The sequence below is a fragment of the Hoeflea sp. Naph1 genome (genome assembly GCF_046837775.1).
In the GTDB taxonomy this organism is placed as follows: domain Bacteria; phylum Pseudomonadota; class Alphaproteobacteria; order Rhizobiales; family Rhizobiaceae; genus Hoeflea.
In genome coordinates this window covers 1,740,275-1,759,496 of the sequence record NZ_CP177286.1, presented here as the reverse complement: position 1 = coordinate 1,759,496, position 19,222 = coordinate 1,740,275, and the positions used below count along the sequence as shown (strand labels likewise).

Sequence of the window (19,222 nt, the reverse complement as noted above, 5' to 3'; positions counted from 1 at the left end):
CCCAGGAGGTCTACGCGTTGGCAGTGGCAGGTACCACGCAAGCGGATGCTGCGAAAGGTCAATTCGAAACAGCGAACCGAAAAAATCCGCCTGCGACGATGTGCCGGCCCCGCCTCGGGCGGAAATTGAGGCCGCAGGGCAATGCGGGTCCCAGCGCAAAAGAAGCCAGGACCCGTGAATGCGCCGGGGGGATTCTCAGATCAGGCGGGGCTGTACCACGCCCCCAGCTTCACCTCGGCCGTATCGCCAACGAGCTTGGCAAATTCGGCCGGATCCTGGGTACCACCATCACGGCCCCGGTAATGATAGGGATAGACGATCTTCGGCTTGAAGGCACTGACGGCGCCCGCGGCCTGGGTGATGTCCATCGTAAACGGCAGGTTCATGCACAGGAACGCCAGATCGATATTTTCGAGCGCCTTCATTTCCGGCGTATCCTCGGTGTCGCCGGAGATGTAGATGCGAAACCCGTCGAAGTTCAGGACATAGCCGTTGTCGCGGCCCTCAGGGTGGAAATTCTTGCGCTCTTCGGTGGTGTTATAGGCGGCGATGGCATCTATCTTCAGCCCATTCCAATCGGTGGAATCGCCGTTGCCGATCTGGGACGCCTTGGCCTGCAGCGCCTCGGGCAGCATCGCGTAAACGGCGGGATTGGTAATGAGATCAGTGCTCTCCCCGAGCAGCCCGTTCAGCGTGTCGACGTTGAAGTGGTCGCCATGTTCATGGGTAATCAGAATGAGATCGGGTCGAGGCAGATCGGCGTATTGTTCAACATCGCCGACCGGATCGCCATAGATCACCCCAAGCGGCGTCTCCAGAACGAAAGAAGCATGCGCGACCGGATGAACGGTGATGTCGCCGGCACCGGTGGCAAACATATCACTGTCCCCGGTTGCAGCGCGGGCGCTGTAGGGCAGAACAAGGACAGCGCCGGAAACAGCCGCCGCGGTGTGAATGAACGTGCGTCGAGTCATTGTCATAGGGTCTCTCCAAGGTTGGCACATGAGAGAATTGGCGCATTCATCCGTCACGGCAAGACACGGATGCGTTATTGACCACTAAACACTTTGTTTGCAGCGAGGCATATTTGCCTAGTTTTCGCCGCCCGCCTCGTCGGCAGCGGGAGCTCCGACCACCGTTTCGACATCATCAAAACCGTGGTCGGGGGCCGCAATACGGCGACCCTTGAAGCCCTTGGCGAGCACGAACATCTCCACCGATTCCGCCCGCGAGGATGGCGGCTTGATGTGAATGACGGATTTGAAATTCTTCTTGAGCGTGACCAGCAGGTCATTCTCGGCGCCGCCCTGAAAGGTCTTGGCGAGAAAATGCCCGCCCGGGGTGAGAACCTCGATGGCGAAATGAGCGGCGACCTCGCACAGATGCATGGTTCTAAGATGATCGGTACGGCGATGTCCGGTGGTCGGCGCGGCCATATCCGACAGCACCACATCGGGCGCGCCACCGAGTGCCGTCATCAGGGCTTCTGGTGCCTGGTCGTCAAGAAAGTCCATCTGCAGGAACTTGACCCCTGCCAGACCGTCCATCTCCAGAAAATCGATGGCGACCACTTTCGGATCGGTGTCGGTGGAATCGGTGACCTGGGCCGAAATCTGCGACCAGCCACCAGGCGCGGCGCCGAGATCGATGATCCGCTTGGCGCCGTCGAGAATCTTGTGCTTGGCGTCGATTTCAAGAAGCTTGTAGACGGCGCGCGAACGGTAGCCTTCCTGCTTGGCCTGCTGGACATAGGGGTCGTTGAGGTGTCGCTCGATCCAGCGTCTGGAGGAGGACTTGAGCTTGCCCTTCTTGACCTTCTGTCCGAGTTTGCGGCCGGTCGGGCCGGAGGGCGGACGGGTCATGATGTTGTTCCCTGATTGGAGCGCGGATGCCTGTAGCGATTGTTACGGCCGCGGCCACGCCAGGCGCCATCTGCGGCCATCATCTCGTTGAGCAAGCCTTCGCGAAGCCCACGATCGGCAACCCGCATCCGCTCGGAAGGCCAGCGTTTGCGGATCGATTGTAAAATGGCGCAACCGGCTAGTACCAGATCTGCACGGTCGGCGCCAATGCAGGGATTGGCGGCACGTGCCGCGAAATCCCATGACAGCAACCGGTCGAGCATCAGGTCGACCTCGGAATTTGACATCCACAGCCCGTCAACCCGGCGGCGATCATAGCGCGGCAGGTCGAGATGCAGACCGGCGAGCGTGGTCACCGTTCCCGATGTCCCGAGCAGATGCATGCGGCTGACATCGAGGCCCGAAAACGCCGGCAGCGATGGCGGCGTGAAAGCATTGAGCATCCCGTCCACTTCCGCGACCATTGCCTCAAACACCGCTGGCGTAACCAGGCACCCCCCATGGCGTTCGGACAGGGTGACGACGCCGACCGGCAGCGAGGTCCATGCCTTGATGTGATTGGCGAGCCGGTTGGAGCGGTTTTCGGTCAGATCGATCATGGCGATTTCCGACGAGCCCCCGCCGATATCAAACAGCACCAGACCGTCGGTATCCCGACCGACCAGCGACGAGCAGCCGGCAACAGCCAACCGCGCTTCGGTCTCGCGAGTGACGATCTCGAGATCAAGGCCAGTTTCGCGCAGCACCCGGTCCAGAAACTCCTGGCCATTGCGGGCTGAACGGCAAGCCTCGGTGGCAATCAACCGGTGGCGCCGCACCGGGCGGTGCTTCAGCTTGCCTGCGCAAATCTTTAGCGCTTCGACTGCCCGGTCCATGGCGTCATCCGACAGCCGACCGGTGGCGTCGAGCCCCTCGCCCAGCCTGACAATGCGCGAAAAGGCATCTACCACGCGGAATTGTCCCGGGCGTGTCGGTTGGGCAATCAGCAGGCGGCAATTGTTGGTGCCAAGATCGAGCGCGGCATAAAGATCCTCGGCCTGCCGGCGCGGGGCCGGCGCGTCCGCATTAGAGGGCTGTATCGACGCCTGGGGTGATCCCGGCTGTGGCTGGTGCTGTGCGGACCCTGGCTGCGCTTCATGGGGCTCGGCCCGACATGACGTTTTTTGCGTAGCCAGCGGACGCCCCTGAATGGCACGACCGGACTTGCGACGGCGGCGACGGCCTTTTTTCTTCTCAACCGTGCCATCGCCGGCAACAGGTCCGCCAGGCGTGGCCTGCGGTGCATGTTCACCGGCGCCGGTCGTCGCCATTGCCGTGCCTCCCCCGTTTGCCTGGGAGGCTGGGTTTTGGGTTGATTTTTGCGCGGATTTGCGTCGGCGACGCCTTCGGCGTCCGACCGGCTGGGTGCGGGTGGAATTATCGGCGGATTCGCTGGCGGCTGCTTGTACCGGCGCCGAAGCGCCGGGGTCCGAGCCCGAGGCCGCGGAATCCCCGCGTCCTTGTTCCATGCCATCCGACGCTGCCTTTGTAGCGCGTCCGGACGACCTGTCATCTGCCAGCGATACCCCCGCGTTTGGCGTTACGCCGTCCCGAAGGTCTTTCACGGTCTGTCCTGTCGTGCGCGGCGGGCATGGAGCCCGCACCGCGCGTCACGATTTGTGTTGGGAAAAGATTAGCAAAGCCGGATGGAGAACGCAAAAGCCTTTTTGAACAGACACGGTTGCGCGTGCGCGTAGAGGCGATCGAGAGAGATGGCGGCAGCAGTTCAACCCCACCTGCAAACGTCAGAACAAAGGAATGGCAAAAACTTGCCAATCAGCGTTTGCATCGCCATTCAATATTGGGTATAAGCCGCCGCGCTGGCCGAGCTTTCTTGGTCCGCTCCTATTGGGGAATAGGTTAACGGTAGACCCGCAGACTCTGACTCTGTTAGTCCTGGTTCGAATCCAGGTTCCCCAGCCAATCGACCTCTTCAAGCTCTGAACAAGATTGATTTTCCAGCGTTTTTTCGTTAGCTGGGGATACGTTTTGCCGTCTGGTGGACAGTACTGTCTGACACGAGTGTCCACCACGCGTGTCTGGGTAATCCCCCCGCAAATTAGTCGGGTTCAAAAGTAGAATTTTCTCGGGCTTAATGATCGAGGAGATTTTTGATGAAGACGAGCAGATTTAGCGAACCCCAAATCCTTGCAATCCTGCGCCATGCTGAAAGCGGCGTGCCGGTCCCCGAGCTATGCCGGGAACATGGGATGAGCACGGCCTCATTTTACAAATGGCGGGCCAAGTATGGCGGCATGGACGCGTCCATGATCAGCCAGATGAAGGCTCTGGCAGACGAGAACCGCCGGTTGAAGAAGATGTATGCCGAGATGAGCATGCAGGCCGAACTCCTCAAAGAGGCTCTTGGAAAAAAATGACGCGGCCATCCGCTGCCGATAGGCGATGCTTGCATCGCCGTAAGGTCAACGCCGAGAGATGGCCGGGAAAGCAGTGGCGTTGCGTGGGGTGAGCATTGCGTTGGCTTGCCGGACCTTCGATGTCAGCTCGACCTACTATCGTTACAGGGCCAAGCTGAACGACGAGAACGAGCAGATCGCCGATCTCCTGATCGGGTTAACGAGGGCGAAAAAGACCTGGGGTTTTGGCCTCTGTTTCCTTTATCTGCGCAATGTCCAGGGCCATCGGTGGAACCACAAGCGCGTTTACCGCATCTACCGCGAACTCGAACTGAACCTCAGGATCAAACCACGCAAGCGGTTGAAGCGGGACAAGCCCGATGCCCTAATCGTGCCGGAAGCTCCGAACATAGTCTGGTCGATGGATTTCATGGCTGACCGTCTGGAGGATGGCAGGCAGTTCCGGCTGTTGAACGTCTTGGACGACTTCAACCGCGAGGAACGAGAGTGTCCGATCTTCTGTGTAACTGCGCTTTGGTCCATGCTTCCTGAGAGGAGCGAGGACGATGACGATTTCCAAGGAACTGCTTGACGAACTTCTTAAGTGTCGGTCCGGAAAGAAGTTGAATGATATGAATCGTTTGTGATTCCATGCCGTTGATTTGTTTGACGATGGGATGGAGGCTATGTGGACGAAAGCGAACCGTGGGAAATACAATCGGGATGGTCTGCGCTATCCCAGCGATCTGACGGATGCGGAATGGGCGCTGGTCGAGCCTTTGATACCTCCTGCCAAGCGGGGTGGCCGCAGGCGTGAGGTCAATGTGCGCGAGGTTCTTAACGGCCTGCTTTATGTTCTCAGCACCGGCTGCCAATGGCGGGCTGTTCCGAAGGACTTGCCGCCGAAGAGCACCCTGTTCAGCTATTTCGACCTTTGGAACTGGGACGGCACACTCGGCAGTATTCATCAGGAGCTTTATGTGAAATGCCGCGAGGCGATGGGACGCGAGGCTAGCCCGACAGCGGCGGTCATCGACAGCCAGAGCGTCAAAGGCGCGGAAAAAGGGGGGCTTGTATCGACCCGAGCGGGTATGATGCGGGGAAGAAGGTCAAGGGTAAGAAGCGGCATATCCTTGTCGACACGGTAGGTCTGCTGCTGCATGCGCTGGTTCATCCAGCCGACATCCAGGACCGCGACGGCGGCCTGCTGGTCATCAAGACGTTGTTCGGGCGCTATCCGTTTTTGAAGAAACTCTTTGCGGACGGTGGCTATCAGGGACCTGTCTTCGCCAAGGGTCAGAAGAAGGCCATGCCCGGGCTGGCGATCAAGATCATCAAGCGATCCGACATCGTCAAGGGTTTTGAGGTTCTGCCGAGACGCTGGGTGGTCGAACGGACTTACGCGTGGCTTGGGCGATGCCGCAGGCTGGCAAAGGACTTCGAGAACCTTTCGCGCAACGCGCTCGCCTTTCTCAAACTCGCGTCTATCCGCCTCATGCTGCGAAGGCTCTGTTCAAAATGAACAACTTTCCGGACCGACTCTTAGGGCTGCGAGCGGCCTGAAGATTTGCTTGGCGATGCCGGGCTGATGAAAGAGCTCAAGATCAAACTGATGGAACGGATGCTGGGTGCCGAGTTGACGGCACATCTGGGCTATGAGGAGGGCAAGGATGCGCCATCTGGCCAGTCTAACAGGCGGAACGGCACAGCCGGCAAACGTTTGAAGGGCCAGGATGGCGAGATGCCGATTTCAGTGCCCCGAGACCGGGACGGCAGTTTCGAGCCGGAGTTAGTCAAGAAAGGTCAGACCCGGATTGATGGCATGGATGACAAGATCATCGGCCTCTATGCCGCAGGTTTAACCGTTCGCGACATCCGCGCCCATCTGGAGGAAGTCTACGGCCTCAAGGTATCGCCCGACTTAATCAGCCGGGTCACCGACGCCGTTCTGGACGAGGTTCGGGAATGGCAATCCCGAGCGCTGGAGTTGATGTATCCCATTGTCATTTTCGACGCCCTGCGTGTGAAGATCAGGGATGCCGACAGCCGCATGGTGAAGAACAAGGCCGTCTACGTGGCGCTGGGCATCTCACGGGACGGGGTGCGCGAGGTTCTAGGCCTTTGGGTTGCGGATAACGAAGGGGCAAAGTTCTGGCTGTCCGTCATGAATGAGCTGAAGAACCGCGGCGTCCAGGACATCCTGATTGCCGTTGTAGACGGGCTCAAGGGTTTTCCCGAGGCGATCACCGCTGCTTTTCCGCAAGCCACGGTGCAAACCTGCATCGTGCATCTGGTGCGCCATTCCCTGAACTTCTGCAGCTGGAAGGATCGCAAGATCGTGGCTGTCGATCTGCGCCGGATTTACGGTGCCGCCACCGCTGATCAGGCCGCCGGTGAGCTTGATGCGTTCGAGGAAAAATGGGCCGGAAAATACGCCTCCATCGCCCCGGCCTGGCGGCGGGCATGGCAGGAGGTGATCCCGTTCTTTGCCTTCGATCCGGCAATCCGCAAAATCATATACACAACGAACGCGATCGAGAGCCTGAACCGGGTCATCCGTAAATCAATCAAGACGCGTGGCTCGTTCCCGACCGAGGAGGCAGCGACCAAGCTGATCTATCTCGCCATCCGGAACTTCGAGAAAGGCGGCAGGAATGTCCGGGAATGGTTTGCAGCCAGAAACCAGTTCGCTATTATGTTCGAGGAGCGCTTCAACGCGTGACCGTATCTGAAACCCGCGTGGGCCAGGCCAGATACACAGACTTCATGACGCTCCCCGAGGGACTGGGCATCGAGGTAGAATTTTCGCTGCCTGCTGAACGCGTCATCCGCAGCCTGAACCAGACCATCGAATGGCGCGGCAAACCGTTCGCCATTCGTGTGGACAATGGACCTGAATACGTCAGTGGCAAACTGATGGAATGGGCCGAAACACAAGGCATCGCGTTGAGCCACATTCAGCCCGGCAAGCCGCAGCAGAATGCATATATCGAGCGCTACAACCGCACAGTCCGGCATGAATGGCTCGACCAATACATCATCGAAAGCATCGAGGAGGCACAGGAGTTCGCCATGCAATGGCTATGGACCTACAACAACGAACGACCCAATATGGGCATCGGCGGCATCACACCCGCACAAAAACTGAAAATGGCTGCGTGAATTCTACCGCCGAGCCCCGTTAAAAACGGGGGGATTACCATCCGTCCGTCTCCTTGTTGACGGACTCTACCAAATTCTGGAGGAAATTTAGGGGCTCAGGTCAATAGAGGCTCGATCAGCGCCCATTCAGCATCTGTTAAATCGCTTGGCAGTCGGCAATGCTTTCGGGCATGTTGTGCCCGGGTGATATCAGTCCACATCGTTGTATCCATGGTTGGCTTCGCAACCTCATGAACCACAACCAACTGATATCACTCAACTTCTTTTTCGGTCAGGCTCTTAACTTTCCTCGCAATAATCAAACTCGCTTGCATCAGACTACGTCTACGCCATTATGAGTTCATGGTCCAAACAGCCTCCGGCAAACACCGGGAGGTTCAAATAAGGAATGAAATATCGCAATGTTGTTTATTTTTCGGGTGGATGCGTCATCATCAATTGGTTCAGGGCATGTGATGCGTTGTCTGAATTTAGCGCATTGCTTGAGTTTCCGTGGTGGTCGGATAATTTTCGTAATGCGACCACTTGGCGGAAACCTGATTGAGAGGGTTAAAGAAAACGGCTTTGATGTCCTGGAGATATGCTCTCAATTTAATGACAAAATAATTTCTGAAGAAATAGATGCTACGGAGTTCGTTGAAGTTATCAGTAATTATGAAGACGTGAAACATGAGGAAAAACACACGAAGACTTGGGTCGTAGTGGATAACTATAAATTGAGCTCCTGTTGGGAAAGTCAAGTAAAGCGAATTTTTTCACGTATTGTAGCTATTGATGATGTTGCTGATCGGACCCATAATGTCGATTTACTGATCGATCAGAACCTGGTGGAAAGTGAGAATTCCCGTTATGATAATTTAATTCCATTTTATTCGGAGACCTTGATAGGGCCAAAATATGCAATGATTGATTCAGAATACAAATTTGAAAGATGCAAATTGACGCGTAATTCCAAAATAATAAATAATATTATTATATATTTTGGATTATCTGACAAAAAAATGACTTTGATGGCTGTAGAATCATTGTGTGTTTTGCCGAATGAATTTTCGGCACTTATAGTGATTGATGATCATAATGTGCAAATTGAAAGTATAAATAGGATTGTCTCAGCAGATAAACGATTCCGGGTTTCTGGGCAGCTTCCGAGACTTACTCATATAATGGCTGAATCGGACTTGTTTGTTGGAGCTTGTGGGACAACAAGTTGGGAACGATTGTGTCTCGGACTAAGAGCTGTTGTTGTCACGCTGGCGGACAACCAAGAAGCACTAGCTCGAACTTTGGATAAGAACGGCTTCATATACTGGCTGGGTAGGAGTGAAACGATTACGAAAACTACAATGGTGCGGGGCTTGAAAAAAGCCCTGAATACACCCTTAGATCCAAGTATAGCATCACGAATGATGAAAATGGTAGACGGCCTTGGAGCAGAACGCGTCGCAGACATGCTAATGTTCGATGGAAGCGAGGGAATGAAACTCAGAATGGTTCAGAAATCTGACTCGGACACTATCCTAAAGTGGGCAAATGACCCCGATACAAGGCGAAATGCGTTTAACAATGCACAGATTTCCAAGAATGAACACTCGGTTTGGTTCAGACGGCAGATTGACTCTCCTAGGATCGTATTTTATTTAGCCTTAACGCCCCATGGTGAGCCTGTTGGACATGTCAGGTTTGAGTACCAGCCGGATCATTCTTGGCAAATTTCGTACTTAGTCGCACCTTTTTTCCGCCGCCGGGGCGTCGCTCGTATTATGCTGCAGCAATGTATTGCCAAGATTTTTGATGATCTGGGAAATAAGTTTCTTTCCGCCTATGTAAAACCGACTAATATCGCTTCCCTAAGGGTATTTAAGTTGCTTGGATTTACCAAGAGTTCGCAACAGGACAATCCAGAGGCTATCCGTTTTGAATTGTTCCGCCGTTTTTGATTTTGGTCATTTGGACCGTAGCTAAAAGCGTGTTGCATTCATTGATGGAGAAGAGGTCGTAGATCTCGCCGAGAGCACTTGAGATAGGGTAATTCCCCCGTTTTTGAGGGGGCTCGACGTTAGAATTCACGCAGCCATTTTCAGTTTCTGTGCGGGTGTGATGCCGCTTATGCCCATATTGGGCCGTTCGTTGTTATAGGTCCATAGCCATTGCGTGGCGAATTTCTGTACCTCCTTGACCTGCCCCCCTGAAACGTCGGCGATTTGGGGTTCGTCTGTTCCTATTGAAGGAGACAGACGATGAAGCGATCAAGGTTCACAGAAGAACAGATCATTGGCATTCTGAAGAAGCACCAAGCGGGGTTGGGCGCGAAGGAGCTATGCCGGAAACACGGCGTTAGCGATGCGACCTTCTATAAGTGGCGCGCGAAGTTTGGCGGCATGGAATTATCGGATGCCAAGACGCTGAAGGGATACCATCAGCGGCGAGCCTGTACTTTGGCGGGGATCGATCCGCGTGTCTATCGGCGACCGGCCAAATGCGCGACGAGGGAAAGGCTGCAAAAACAGCCATCATCGCCGTTGCTCGACGATTGCTGGTCCGTATCAATGCAATGATGAAGACCGGTACCAGTTACCAAACCTAAAGACAGTTGCTCAGGTCAGCGCCTACAAGCCTAGCAGGCTGTTGAAAATGCCACTCGCTTCAGTCGGCTCCCCATGATTCACTGAGTTTGTCGGGATTCGGGGATGATGTAATGCGCGGTGACGACGTGAGGACGGGTGAGCTTTTCAGCTATGTCGATCTTGAGGATCGGGTGCGGCGGGGTCATCCGCTGCGAGCGATCCGGTTGATCGTGAACGAAGCGCTTGGTTCGCAGGAAGGGGCATTTGCGGCGCTCTATTCTCCGATCGGGCGGCCATCGATCGCGCCGGAGAAGCTGTTACGGGCCATGCTGCTGCAGGCTTTCTATTCGATCCGCTCGGAACGGCTGCTGATGGAGCGGCTGGAATATGATCTTCTGTTCCGCTGGTTTGTCGGCATCGGCATTGACGATGCGGCCTGAAACCATTCTGTGTTCTCGAAGAACCGCGACCGGCTGCTTGAGGGCGACATCGCCGCGAAGTTCCTGAGCGCGATCCTGGCGCAGACCAAGGTCAAGGCGCTGCTTTCCACGGATCACTTTTCTGTCGATGGCACGCTGATCGAAGCCTGGGCCTCGATGAAGAGCATCAAGCCGAAGGATGGGCCGAAAGACGGTTCGGGAGAACCGGCGGCGGCGGGCGGTGGGCGCAACGCGGAAGCAGACCTCCACGGCGACAGACGGTCCAACAAGACGCATGCTTCGACGACCGATCCCGAGGCCAGGCTTTACAAGAAAGGCAAGGCAAGGAGGCGAAGTTGTGCTTCATGGGGCATGGTCTGATGGAAAACCGCCATGGCCTGCTGGTCGATGCCTGTTTGACGCAAGCAGATGGACACGCCGAACGGGTGGCTGCGTTGCACATGATCGAGCCGCGTGCCGACTGGCCGCACGCGATCACGCTGGGGGCCGACAAGGCCTATGACACCGAGGATTTTGTCAATGAACTCCGCTCGATGAAGGTGACGCCGCATGTGACGCAGAACGCAAACGGTCGTTGCTCGGCGATTGACGGGCGCACGACGCGACATCGCGGCTATGTCGTCAGCCTGCGCATCCGCAAGCGGATAGAGGAGGCCTTCGGTTGGATCAAGACCATTGCTGGGCAGGACAAGATGAAATTCCGTGGGCGCGACCGGGTCGGTTGGGCTTTCACCTTGACGGCAGCAGCATACAATCTGGTGCGGTTACCAAAGCTTCTGGCGGTGTCGACATGACCGCGTCGGAAGGCTGCCCGTTGCTCGGTCGATGGCGGATTGTCGAGGCCGATCTGTGGGATCGCAGCTATCTCGATCTGGTCGCGCCCGCCATGATCGCGATTGGAACTGACGGTCACGGTGAAATTGCCTTCGGCGCGCTCCAGGCGGGCCTCGATCTCGGCTACAGCCAATCACTGGTCCACTTCACGTGGGCCGGATTTGAAGAAATGGACGAAGTCTCAGGCGACGGAAATGCCGAATTGCTCGATGACAGCACAATCGAGACCACGTTCGCCTATCACAACGGCGACGAGGCCGTCCTCAAGGCCAAACGAGAGACTTCTTCAACAGCCTGCTAGCGACTTCTTCTGCGGTGGCGCCGCTGGTACAAGAAGTTTTCTACCCGTTCGGAATGTGATCGGGTGCGGTCCTCTGTCAGGTCTTCAATGCGGCACTTCAGAGGCAACTCGCCGATACGGTGATCTGCTCAAATCGTCATTGACGAGAGTGATCATGATGTTTAGGAATGGGAACGTTTTATGTACAAACAGCATAATTGGATAGACCGATGTTAGGAAGGTCCATCATGGCAAATGGCAAGCCTCGCTCGTCTTCATTTGACGCGAAATCGTGCTTCTCGCGATCCACGCTGAGTTAATGCTGACCGAACTGCCTTTGAAATGGGGCGTTCATGCGAACTAAACCTGCACTTGGAAGCGTGCGCCGGTAAAGAGTATGGCGACTACGCTTTCGACGGGTAACGGTTATACGGGGCGTATCAGTCTGGCTGAGTTGGATAAACTCTGTTCGATGGACGGACGACCTGTGGTGGATGGCGATTACTTGGAATGCGCTGGGAACGCTAAGTAAGCACCGCAGATATTTGTAGTTGAAACCAATCACCCGCAAATCATAGTTTAAAGGTCGTCAATGGCGCAGTCAAAACTGTCTTATAAGTCGAGAGGCGAGAGAGCAAATACATTGCAGTTCATAGATGCGTTGCGTTGCCCCGGCAAGGCATTGCGCAACAATGGCCGGAAAGGGGCAGCCGGATCTCGGCACCCGTAATTGTGTAGGGTAAGCCCGAAATCATCAACAGTGTTCCACTAACCCAAGACACTGGTTATGAACGGGCGCAGGCGTTTAGAGATCACGAATATAAAACGTCCACAAATTGAAAAATCCACTGGACTGAAAATCAGATGTCCGAATGGATCTGGCGGCAGGTAAATTATGAATGCGTATGCTTAGTGGCCATGAAACGAACTCAAGATTCTACGCCGGTCTCCAAAATTGGCTGCCTAATTGCAATTCCCCCGCCTCATTCGTTGAATCTGGTGTTAACGCCTAGCATAACCAACCGGGCCAAACCCGGGCATACGAAAATGGTACTCCAAAAGAAAAAACGATCTATCTAAATCAAGCAACAATAAAATTGAAACCGAATGACAACCACTTGATAACAGGCACAAATAATTGGTAATCAAATCAACTAAAGTGATCAGAAGCCTCAGGTATGGACCCCTGGCCCGAGTGTGGGCGCCGGCGTCCTATATTGCAGCTAAAATACTCGGACCAAAATTTGCGGCTATGATGACCAATTTGAACATTGACAAGGATAGTAACCCAGGTCCTAATATTTTGTGTCTTTCACGAGAGTCATTCATTAAAGATATTTATGAACTTAGAAAAAGAACAAATTTTAGTTATTCGTTAGTTATGGCTGGCTTTACACGATTTCAATTGGCTTGGTTTCCAAAAGAAATGCAGATCCAGACATATTATCAACGATACGTCGGGCTTGGCAATGATAGACCTATCTATCACAGTACAGAATACGCACTAAATTTGATACAAATGGCTGGAAAAGAAAAGAAGATTGAAGCCGTTATTTCGGCGAATATCGATTATTGGCAGGATGTTGGCTTTAAGAAAGCATGTGCCATATTACAAATTCCATTTATTGTTATTTCACGCGAGCACCCAGTTATACCTAGAGAATGCGACAAGGTGAAAGAATGGTACCATGATTTTGGTTATATATTTACCGGATCTGCAATCGCTGTCGCTGGCGAATCAAGCAAGAAAACTTTGGAAGATAGCAATATAAATTTTCTTAATAGTAAAATAGTTGTGACTGGTTTGCCACGTTTTGATGCTTGGCGAGATCTTGATAAATTGAAACCCCATAGAGAGAGAACCCTTATTACATTGCTTACATTCACGAAAGGATATTACGCAGATGAGACATTTAAAAATGTACTGAGCGCATTTTGCGAGTTGGCCGATGAATTTTCAAATTGTCCTGTTAGATTCTTGATAAAAACTAAGGATCTACAGGATACAGTCGAATTAGAAAAATTTATTGGAGGCAACCGAGCCCCGAACTTAATGTGTAGCCACGAAACGCCACTTTTCTCGGTCCTTGCGGACACGAAGGTTGCGATAGGCTACAATTCACTCTCCCTAGTGGAGGCGGCGATCGCGCGGGCTTTTATTGCACTCCCAGCTTGGGGAGAATGCAAGAGTCACGGCCATGATGTGATGTATTCATCAGACAACCCTAAAGTCAAAGCTATTGCGACTCATTTATATAAAAAGGAGGATTTGAAGAATTTGATTTCTAAACATATTAATTGCCCACCCACTACAATAAATGAAGACGCATTTGATCTATTTGTAAATGAATTTGTTCACATATCTAAACACAAGACCAATAGTGAATCCGTCTCAGATTTGATAGAAAAATGTATAAACGAATCTTAAAAATATATCCACACGGGAAAACTGCATCTCTTTATCTTTTTTTTAATATATTTTCCGCCATTATTCCGATAATCACTCTACCAATATTTACACGATTGCTGACACCAAATGACTATGGTATATTGGCGATTTTTAATATATCCGTCCTTCTTACGAGTAATTTGTTTCGACTGGAATTAAATGCGGCGCTTAAGCGAAATTATTTCGCTCAAAACAAGGATTTTAGTGTATATTTGAGTTCTGCGTTTTGGTTGTCGAATATACTGTTTTTATTACTTCTCATATTTCTAATACCAATTTCATTTTACTTTCCAGAAATGAAAGGTATATCAAGTTTCTGGTACTATATGATATTGCTAATTGCTTATACACGGTTCCATACTGTGATACTTCATCATTTATTCCAAATCAATAATCGCGCACTGGTTTATGGTTTATGGGGACTTTTAGGATCCCTGTTTCTTTACGGAGCAACATACGTTTTTATTGTTAAGCTTGGTCTCGACTGGAAGGCCAGGGCTTGGGCAGAAGTGCTTTTTGCCTCAATTAGCATGCCCGTGGCAGTATTTTACTTGTATAAAGATTACCGACTTGGAATTAAATTTAGTTTCGAAAAAACACGCGAAATGCTAAATTTTAGCACTCCTATTCTTATGGGAAGCATGATATCATATGCATTAATTATTTCAGATAGAATAATAATTGCAAAAATATCGGCTCCAGAAGAACTTGGCTTTTATTCAATAGCAATACAATTGGCATCAATTATTGGTATGATTTATGGCGCAGTATTGCCAGTTTGGGAGTCATGGGTTTATAAAAAAGTAGACACTCTGTCAGGCGACGATATATTGGAAATTATTAAAATATTTTTGATACTGTCCTGCATGACATTTTTATTAAGCCTAATCGCGGTCCCATTGCTTTATTTAGTATTGCCTTTCATAGTAGATGAATCTTTTGACGGCGTAGGTAAATTTGTCGCACCTGCAATTATCGCAACAAATACTATTGCAATATTTGGATTTACGACACCTATATTGAGTGTTATAAATAAAGCAAAACTAATCGCCAAGTTGAATCTCTTTATGATTTTGATTGCAGTGCCTTTGATTTATTTTTTAGTCTATAATCTTGGAGCTGTCGGTGCTTCAATTGGCTTGACTGTCGTTTATTCAGTAGGAATATTTTTTATTGTGTTTTTTTTGTTGCGATACGCTAAATCGATCTAGAGTACGTCCACTTTAATCCGGGTCATATCCTGCTGCTGCAAAGTAGTTGGCGCACTCCTGGGGTTCAAAGAGTTTGATGAGATCGCCGACGGTGTTCCACAGCCCGTCGACAGAACGTTCGGCCTTTGCACGCAGTAGCGCCTTGAGTTTGGAGAAGGCGTTCTCGATCGGTTTAAAGTCGGGACTGTAAGGCGGCAGATAGAGCAGTTCGCAGTTTGCGGCCTCTATGGCCCGTCGGATGCCGTCCGCCTTGTGGGCAGGCAGATTATCCATGACGACGATATCGCCGGGGACGAGGGTGGGAACAAGAACCTGCTCGACATAGGCTCGAAACGCCACTCCATTCATCGCTCCGTCAAGGACCATCGGTGCGGTCATGCCCGAAAGCCTGAGCGCGCCGGTGAACGTCGTGGTTTTCCAGTGGCCGTGCGGGACGGCCGATCGGCAACGTTCTCCACGCAGCGAGCGACCACGAAGCCGAGCCATTTTTGTAGATAGGCCGGTTTCGTCGATGAAGACGAGCCGTTCAGGATCAAGTTCAAGTTGAGCATCGAACCATTCCTCGCGTCGCTTCATGACGTCTGGGCGCTCCTGCTCCAATGCATGTGCGGTCTTTTTTAAATGTGAAGCCACGCTTGCGCAGCCAGACGTCGAGGGTGCTCCTACCGACGCAGACCGATCTGTCTTCGTTCAGTCGCGCGACCATCTCATTGAGTGTGACATCTTTGGAGGCCTCGATCATGCTGACGATGAAGGCCTCGTGTGCATCAAGCCGTGAACCGCCGCGACGGCCTTGCTTGGCCGCGCTCACCCGGCCCTGCCGCACGTTCGCGATCCAGGCGATCGCCGTCGAAAAACCGATTCCGAACCGCGCTGCCGCCGACCGCGCCGACATCCCGCCCGCCGATGCTGCAAGAACCCGGCTGCGAAGATCATCACTTAATGCTCGGGCCATGTCTCCCTCCGACAAATCACTGTCAGAGGATGGAATCACAAAATTCCTTCCGACGGAATCCTTGTGCCGATTCCATTTTTAGCGGACGTGCTCTAGACTCAGGACCCATTAAATTGCTTGCGGGAGGGATTGCAGCCTGATTCATTGATGCCAGGAGGATACTGGCATGAGTGATTTGATTTGGCTTACCGACCGGCAAATGAAGCGGATTGAGCCGTATTTCCCGCTATCCCACGGGGTCCCGCGGGTTGATGACCGGAGGGTTCTCAGTGGCATCATCTTTGTTATCCGCAACGGGTTGCGCTGGCGCGATGCGCCATCGGACTATGGCCCACACAAGACGATCTACAACCGGTTCATCCGTTGGAGCCGGCTTGGCGTGTTCAACAGGATACTCGCCGAGCTTGCAGGCATGGCCGGGACGCCCGACCAGGTGATGTTTCCCTCTCAGCGATGCGTGGCATCGCTTGCCGGGCAACGGACGCCACCCATCTCAAAGCCCACCGCACGGCCGCAAGTCTTTTAAAAAAGGGCCTGTTCCCCGACGTATAGGCCGCACCAAAGGTGGCTTGAATTCCAAGCTGCACGCGGTTTGCGATGGCGTGGGACGTCCGCTTGTTTTGCTGCTCTCCGAGGGCCAAATGAGCGACTTCAAGGGCGCAGCGCTGATGTTTGACGCCATTCCGGATGCAAAAGCCCTGCTCGGTGACAAGGGCTACCATGCAGACTGGTTTCGCCAGGCACTCGAGGCGCGAGGCATAGAGCCCTGCATTCCGCCAAAATCCAACCGCAAAACCGAAATTCCGTTCGACAAGACGCTCTCCAAAAACAGTCACAAGATCAAGAACATGTTTGGGAAGCTTAAAGACTGGCGGCGCATCCACACCCGCTACGACCGTTGTGCCCACGCCTTCATGTCAGCCATCGCAATCGCAGCAATAGTCATCTTCTGGATCAATCAATGAGTCCTGAGCCTAGGGGCTGTTGACGTTCACCGTATGTGAATGAGCGTTGCGGCGATTGAGATGAAGGCTTTGAAACTCTGGTCGGTTTTGCAAGAGCGCATTGCTATCCCTCTGTTTTCCTTCAATTTGCCAAAGTAGTTTTCGATCAAGTGCCGCCATTTGTAGGTCTCCTTGTCGAACTCTGCCGGGAACCTCCGGTTGGATTTTGGCGGTATGACCGGAGTTATGCCACGCTCCAGCAGGTCACTACGCAGCCGATCAGCATCAAAGGCCCTGTCTGCCAACAAATGCCCGGCGGACAAGCCGTCGATCAATGCATTGGTCTCGCGCAGGTCATGGGCTTGCCCGGGCATCAGACAGAAATCGACGAGATTGCCGAGCGCGTCTGTCAGGGCCAGTATCTTTGTCGTTACGCCGCCTCGAGAGCGTCCAATGGCCTGGCAGAGAGTCCCCCTTTTGCGCCCTGACCCGAGCGATGAACCTTGACGATAGTACCGTCGATCATTGCGTATTCCAGATCGGCGTCTGAGGCTAATGCTTTGAACATACTATAGAAAGCATCCGCTTTGACCCATCTGCGGAACCGCTTGAATACAGAATTCCATTTGCCAAACTCAGCGGGCAATTCACGCCATTGCGCGCCCGTGCGGACGATCCAGAGGACTGCCTCCACGAAAAGCCGTGGGGCACGCCCGGTTTGTCCCGGATCGGTGGTTTTGCCCAGACAATAAGGTTCGATGATCGCCCATTGCGAATTGGATAGGACTCTTCGGGTCAAGGTTGCTCTCCTCCGTTTGCAACCTTGAATCAGAAGTCAGGTGATTTGGGAATCCCGAAAGTCAACAGCCCCTAGACGCTACTATTTTTTTTGCAGCACTCGATTCTTACAACCTTGACAACGTGTATCTGCTTGCGCTCATGGTTCCCAAGGACAGTTTGTCCAATGTACGGTCAGCAGGACATAGTTGGCCCTGATTCGTTTTTCACCAGTTAGGAGCGGCGTTTTCCGATTGAGATCGGGGTCACGGACCTTGAAATAACGTTGAGTTGAGAAGGCAAGATGATGACAAGTAAAACGTATGACGAAACGCTTATCACAGATGACATGTCCATCTTCGTGACAGGCGGCACCGGTTCCTTTGGCCAAGCGTTTGTGAAGAGAGTTCTCGACCAATGTCCAAACATCCAGCGTCTCGTGGTTTTTTCACGCGACGAACTCAAGCAGTTCGAGATGCAGCAGCTGTTTCCCGAAAGCAAATACCCTGGCTTGCGTTATATGCTCGGCGACGTTCGCGATCGCGGCCGACTGGTTCGCGCGCTTGAAGGTATTGACATCGTGGTTCATGCTGCAGCGCTCAAACAGGTGGTTGCCGCCGAATACAATCCGATGGAGTATATCAACACCAATGTGCTCGGGGCGGAAAACCTGATCGAGGCCTGCCTGTCGAACAAGGTCAAAATCGTTATTGCCCTATCGACAGACAAGGCAGCTGCGCCGATCAATCTCTATGGCGCCACCAAGCTGTGTTCCGACAAGCTGTTCATCGCCGCCAACAATATCCGCGGCTCACGCGACCTGCGCTTCTCGGTTGTCAGATACGGTAACGTAATGGGTAGCCGCGGCTCAGTCATTCCGTTTTTCCTCAAAGCCAGATCTTCGGGACTCTTGCCCATCACGGACCCGCGCATGACCCGTTTCAACATCTCGCTTGATGACGGCGTCAACATGGTTCTCTGGTCGATCCAGAATGCGCAAGGCGCTGAAATTCTGGTGCCCAAAATACCGTCCTACCGCATTCTGGACGTCGCCGAAGCTATCGGCCCGGAATGCGAAAAGCCGGTCGTCGGCATTCGCCCCGGCGAAAAGATCCACGAAGAAATGATTACGTCCAGCGACAGTCCCAACACAGTCGACATCGGTGATTATTATGCCATCCTTCCGTCAAGCGGTGATGACGTGGTCAATGACTATCTCGCCAAGGCCGTCGGAAAACGCGTCGACACGGATTTCAGCTACAACAGCGGCACCAATGACCACTTCCTCACAGTTGACGATTTGCGTGAGCTGATTGCCGGCCACGTTGTGAAACGCTAAAAACGGTAT

General features: G+C 52.9%; 11 protein-coding genes, 1 tRNA gene and 7 pseudogenes. 13 read left to right on the top strand and 6 right to left on the bottom strand.

What is annotated here, in order from left to right; all coding sequences use genetic code 11:
* Nucleotides 1-200: 200 nt before the first annotated feature.
* The 3 genes from ACK6D9_RS08360 to ACK6D9_RS08350 form a co-directional block, all read right to left on the bottom strand.
* Nucleotides 201-980: an MBL fold metallo-hydrolase gene (locus tag ACK6D9_RS08360; protein ID WP_412051303.1), complete on the bottom strand. Its 780-nt coding sequence runs from the start codon at nucleotides 978-980 to the stop codon at nucleotides 201-203.
* A gap of 111 nt (nucleotides 981-1,091) precedes the next feature.
* On the bottom strand, nucleotides 1,092-1,862 hold the full coding sequence (locus tag ACK6D9_RS08355; RefSeq protein ID WP_412051302.1) for an RlmE family RNA methyltransferase: 771 nt from the start codon (nucleotides 1,860-1,862) through the stop codon (nucleotides 1,092-1,094).
* On the bottom strand, nucleotides 1,859-3,466 hold the full coding sequence (locus ACK6D9_RS08350) for an exopolyphosphatase (protein WP_412051301.1): 1,608 nt from the start codon (nucleotides 3,464-3,466) through the stop codon (nucleotides 1,859-1,861). Before ACK6D9_RS08350 ends, ACK6D9_RS08355 begins: the two co-directional genes overlap by 4 nt.
* Nucleotides 3,467-3,750: 284 nt before the next feature.
* Between ACK6D9_RS08350 and ACK6D9_RS08345 the strand changes: the two genes are divergently transcribed.
* The 5 genes and pseudogenes from ACK6D9_RS08345 to ACK6D9_RS08325 all read left to right on the top strand — a co-directional run.
* Nucleotides 3,751-3,824, top strand: a tRNA-Gln gene (locus ACK6D9_RS08345).
* Between the two features lie 191 nt (nucleotides 3,825-4,015).
* Nucleotides 4,016-4,757 (top strand): annotated as a pseudogene (locus ACK6D9_RS08340) (transposase); the annotation flags it as partial.
* A gap of 178 nt (nucleotides 4,758-4,935) precedes the next feature.
* Nucleotides 4,936-5,780 (top strand): annotated as a pseudogene (locus ACK6D9_RS08335) (IS5 family transposase).
* 45 nt (nucleotides 5,781-5,825) lie between these two features.
* Nucleotides 5,826-6,980 carry an IS256 family transposase gene (locus tag ACK6D9_RS08330; RefSeq protein ID WP_412051300.1) on the top strand — a complete coding sequence of 385 codons (1,155 nt, stop codon included), beginning with the start codon at nucleotides 5,826-5,828 and terminating at the stop codon, nucleotides 6,978-6,980.
* A 56-nt stretch (nucleotides 6,981-7,036) separates the two neighbouring features.
* A pseudogene (locus ACK6D9_RS08325) lies at nucleotides 7,037-7,420 on the top strand (transposase); the annotation flags it as partial.
* A 101-nt stretch (nucleotides 7,421-7,521) separates the two neighbouring features.
* On the opposite strand, the pseudogene ACK6D9_RS08320 reads toward ACK6D9_RS08325, so the two are convergent.
* A pseudogene (locus ACK6D9_RS08320) lies at nucleotides 7,522-7,620 on the bottom strand (IS5/IS1182 family transposase); the annotation flags it as partial.
* Between the two features lie 201 nt (nucleotides 7,621-7,821).
* Between ACK6D9_RS08320 and pseG the strand changes: the two are divergent.
* The 6 genes and pseudogenes from pseG (at nucleotide 7,822) to ACK6D9_RS08290 (ending at nucleotide 15,198) form a co-directional block, all read left to right on the top strand.
* Nucleotides 7,822-9,357: a UDP-2,4-diacetamido-2,4,6-trideoxy-beta-L-altropyranose hydrolase gene (gene pseG, locus ACK6D9_RS08315; RefSeq protein ID WP_412051299.1), complete on the top strand. Its 1,536-nt coding sequence runs from the start codon at nucleotides 7,822-7,824 to the stop codon at nucleotides 9,355-9,357.
* A 300-nt stretch (nucleotides 9,358-9,657) separates the two neighbouring features.
* Nucleotides 9,658-9,849, top strand: a pseudogene (locus tag ACK6D9_RS08310) (transposase); the annotation flags it as partial.
* A gap of 266 nt (nucleotides 9,850-10,115) precedes the next feature.
* A pseudogene (locus ACK6D9_RS08305) lies at nucleotides 10,116-11,218 on the top strand (IS5 family transposase).
* A complete protein-coding gene (locus ACK6D9_RS08300; RefSeq protein WP_412051274.1) occupies nucleotides 11,215-11,559 on the top strand; it encodes a hypothetical protein in 345 nt (114 codons plus the stop codon). The pseudogene ACK6D9_RS08305 and the gene ACK6D9_RS08300 overlap by 4 nt, the downstream one beginning before the upstream one ends.
* A 1,231-nt stretch (nucleotides 11,560-12,790) precedes the next feature.
* Nucleotides 12,791-13,966, top strand: coding sequence for a hypothetical protein (locus ACK6D9_RS08295; protein WP_412051298.1), 1,176 nt, complete (start codon nucleotides 12,791-12,793; stop codon nucleotides 13,964-13,966).
* Nucleotides 13,948-15,198: a lipopolysaccharide biosynthesis protein gene (locus ACK6D9_RS08290; protein ID WP_412051297.1), complete on the top strand. Its 1,251-nt coding sequence runs from the start codon at nucleotides 13,948-13,950 to the stop codon at nucleotides 15,196-15,198. The genes ACK6D9_RS08295 and ACK6D9_RS08290 overlap by 19 nt, the downstream gene beginning before the upstream one ends.
* A 12-nt stretch (nucleotides 15,199-15,210) precedes the next feature.
* Here ACK6D9_RS08290 and ACK6D9_RS08285 read toward each other — a convergent pair.
* A protein-coding gene (locus ACK6D9_RS08285; protein WP_412051296.1) for an IS630 family transposase occupies nucleotides 15,211-16,153 on the bottom strand; the annotation gives its coding sequence in 2 pieces (ribosomal slippage) (nucleotides 15,211-15,817 and nucleotides 15,816-16,153; 945 coding nt in all).
* A gap of 166 nt (nucleotides 16,154-16,319) precedes the next feature.
* Here ACK6D9_RS08285 and ACK6D9_RS08280 point away from each other — a divergent pair.
* Nucleotides 16,320-17,118 (top strand): annotated as a pseudogene (locus ACK6D9_RS08280) (IS5 family transposase).
* A gap of 26 nt (nucleotides 17,119-17,144) precedes the next feature.
* On the opposite strand, the gene ACK6D9_RS08275 reads toward ACK6D9_RS08280, so the two are convergent.
* Nucleotides 17,145-17,896, bottom strand: a protein-coding gene (locus ACK6D9_RS08275; RefSeq protein ID WP_412051295.1) for an IS5 family transposase whose coding sequence is annotated in 2 segments (ribosomal slippage) — nucleotides 17,145-17,563 and nucleotides 17,563-17,896 — 753 coding nt in all. Because the reading frame shifts where the segments join, the coding sequence is not laid out codon by codon here.
* A gap of 282 nt (nucleotides 17,897-18,178) precedes the next feature.
* Between ACK6D9_RS08275 and pseB the strand changes: the two genes are divergently transcribed.
* The gene (gene pseB / locus ACK6D9_RS08270) at nucleotides 18,179-19,213 is read left to right on the top strand and encodes a UDP-N-acetylglucosamine 4,6-dehydratase (inverting) (RefSeq protein ID WP_412051294.1); all 1,035 of its coding nucleotides are present in this window, start codon (nucleotides 18,179-18,181) and stop codon (nucleotides 19,211-19,213) included.
* Nucleotides 19,214-19,222: the final 9 nt, after the last annotated feature.

Bases quoted from the DNA above. Each gene is read 5' to 3' on its own strand.
- ACK6D9_RS08360 (WP_412051303.1), bottom strand. From the start codon at position 980: ATGACAATGACTCGACGCACGTTCATTCACACCGCGGCGGCTGTTTCC.
- ACK6D9_RS08355 (WP_412051302.1), bottom strand. From the start codon at position 1,862: ATGACCCGTCCGCCCTCCGGCCCGACCGGCCGCAAACTCGGACAGAAG.
- pseG (WP_412051299.1), top strand. From the start codon at position 7,822: ATGTTGTTTATTTTTCGGGTGGATGCGTCATCATCAATTGGTTCAGGG.
- ACK6D9_RS08300 (WP_412051274.1), top strand. From the start codon at position 11,215: ATGACCGCGTCGGAAGGCTGCCCGTTGCTCGGTCGATGGCGGATTGTC.
- ACK6D9_RS08295 (WP_412051298.1), top strand. From the start codon at position 12,791: ATGATGACCAATTTGAACATTGACAAGGATAGTAACCCAGGTCCTAAT.
- ACK6D9_RS08290 (WP_412051297.1), top strand. From the start codon at position 13,948: ATGTATAAACGAATCTTAAAAATATATCCACACGGGAAAACTGCATCT.
- pseB (WP_412051294.1), top strand. From the start codon at position 18,179: ATGATGACAAGTAAAACGTATGACGAAACGCTTATCACAGATGACATG.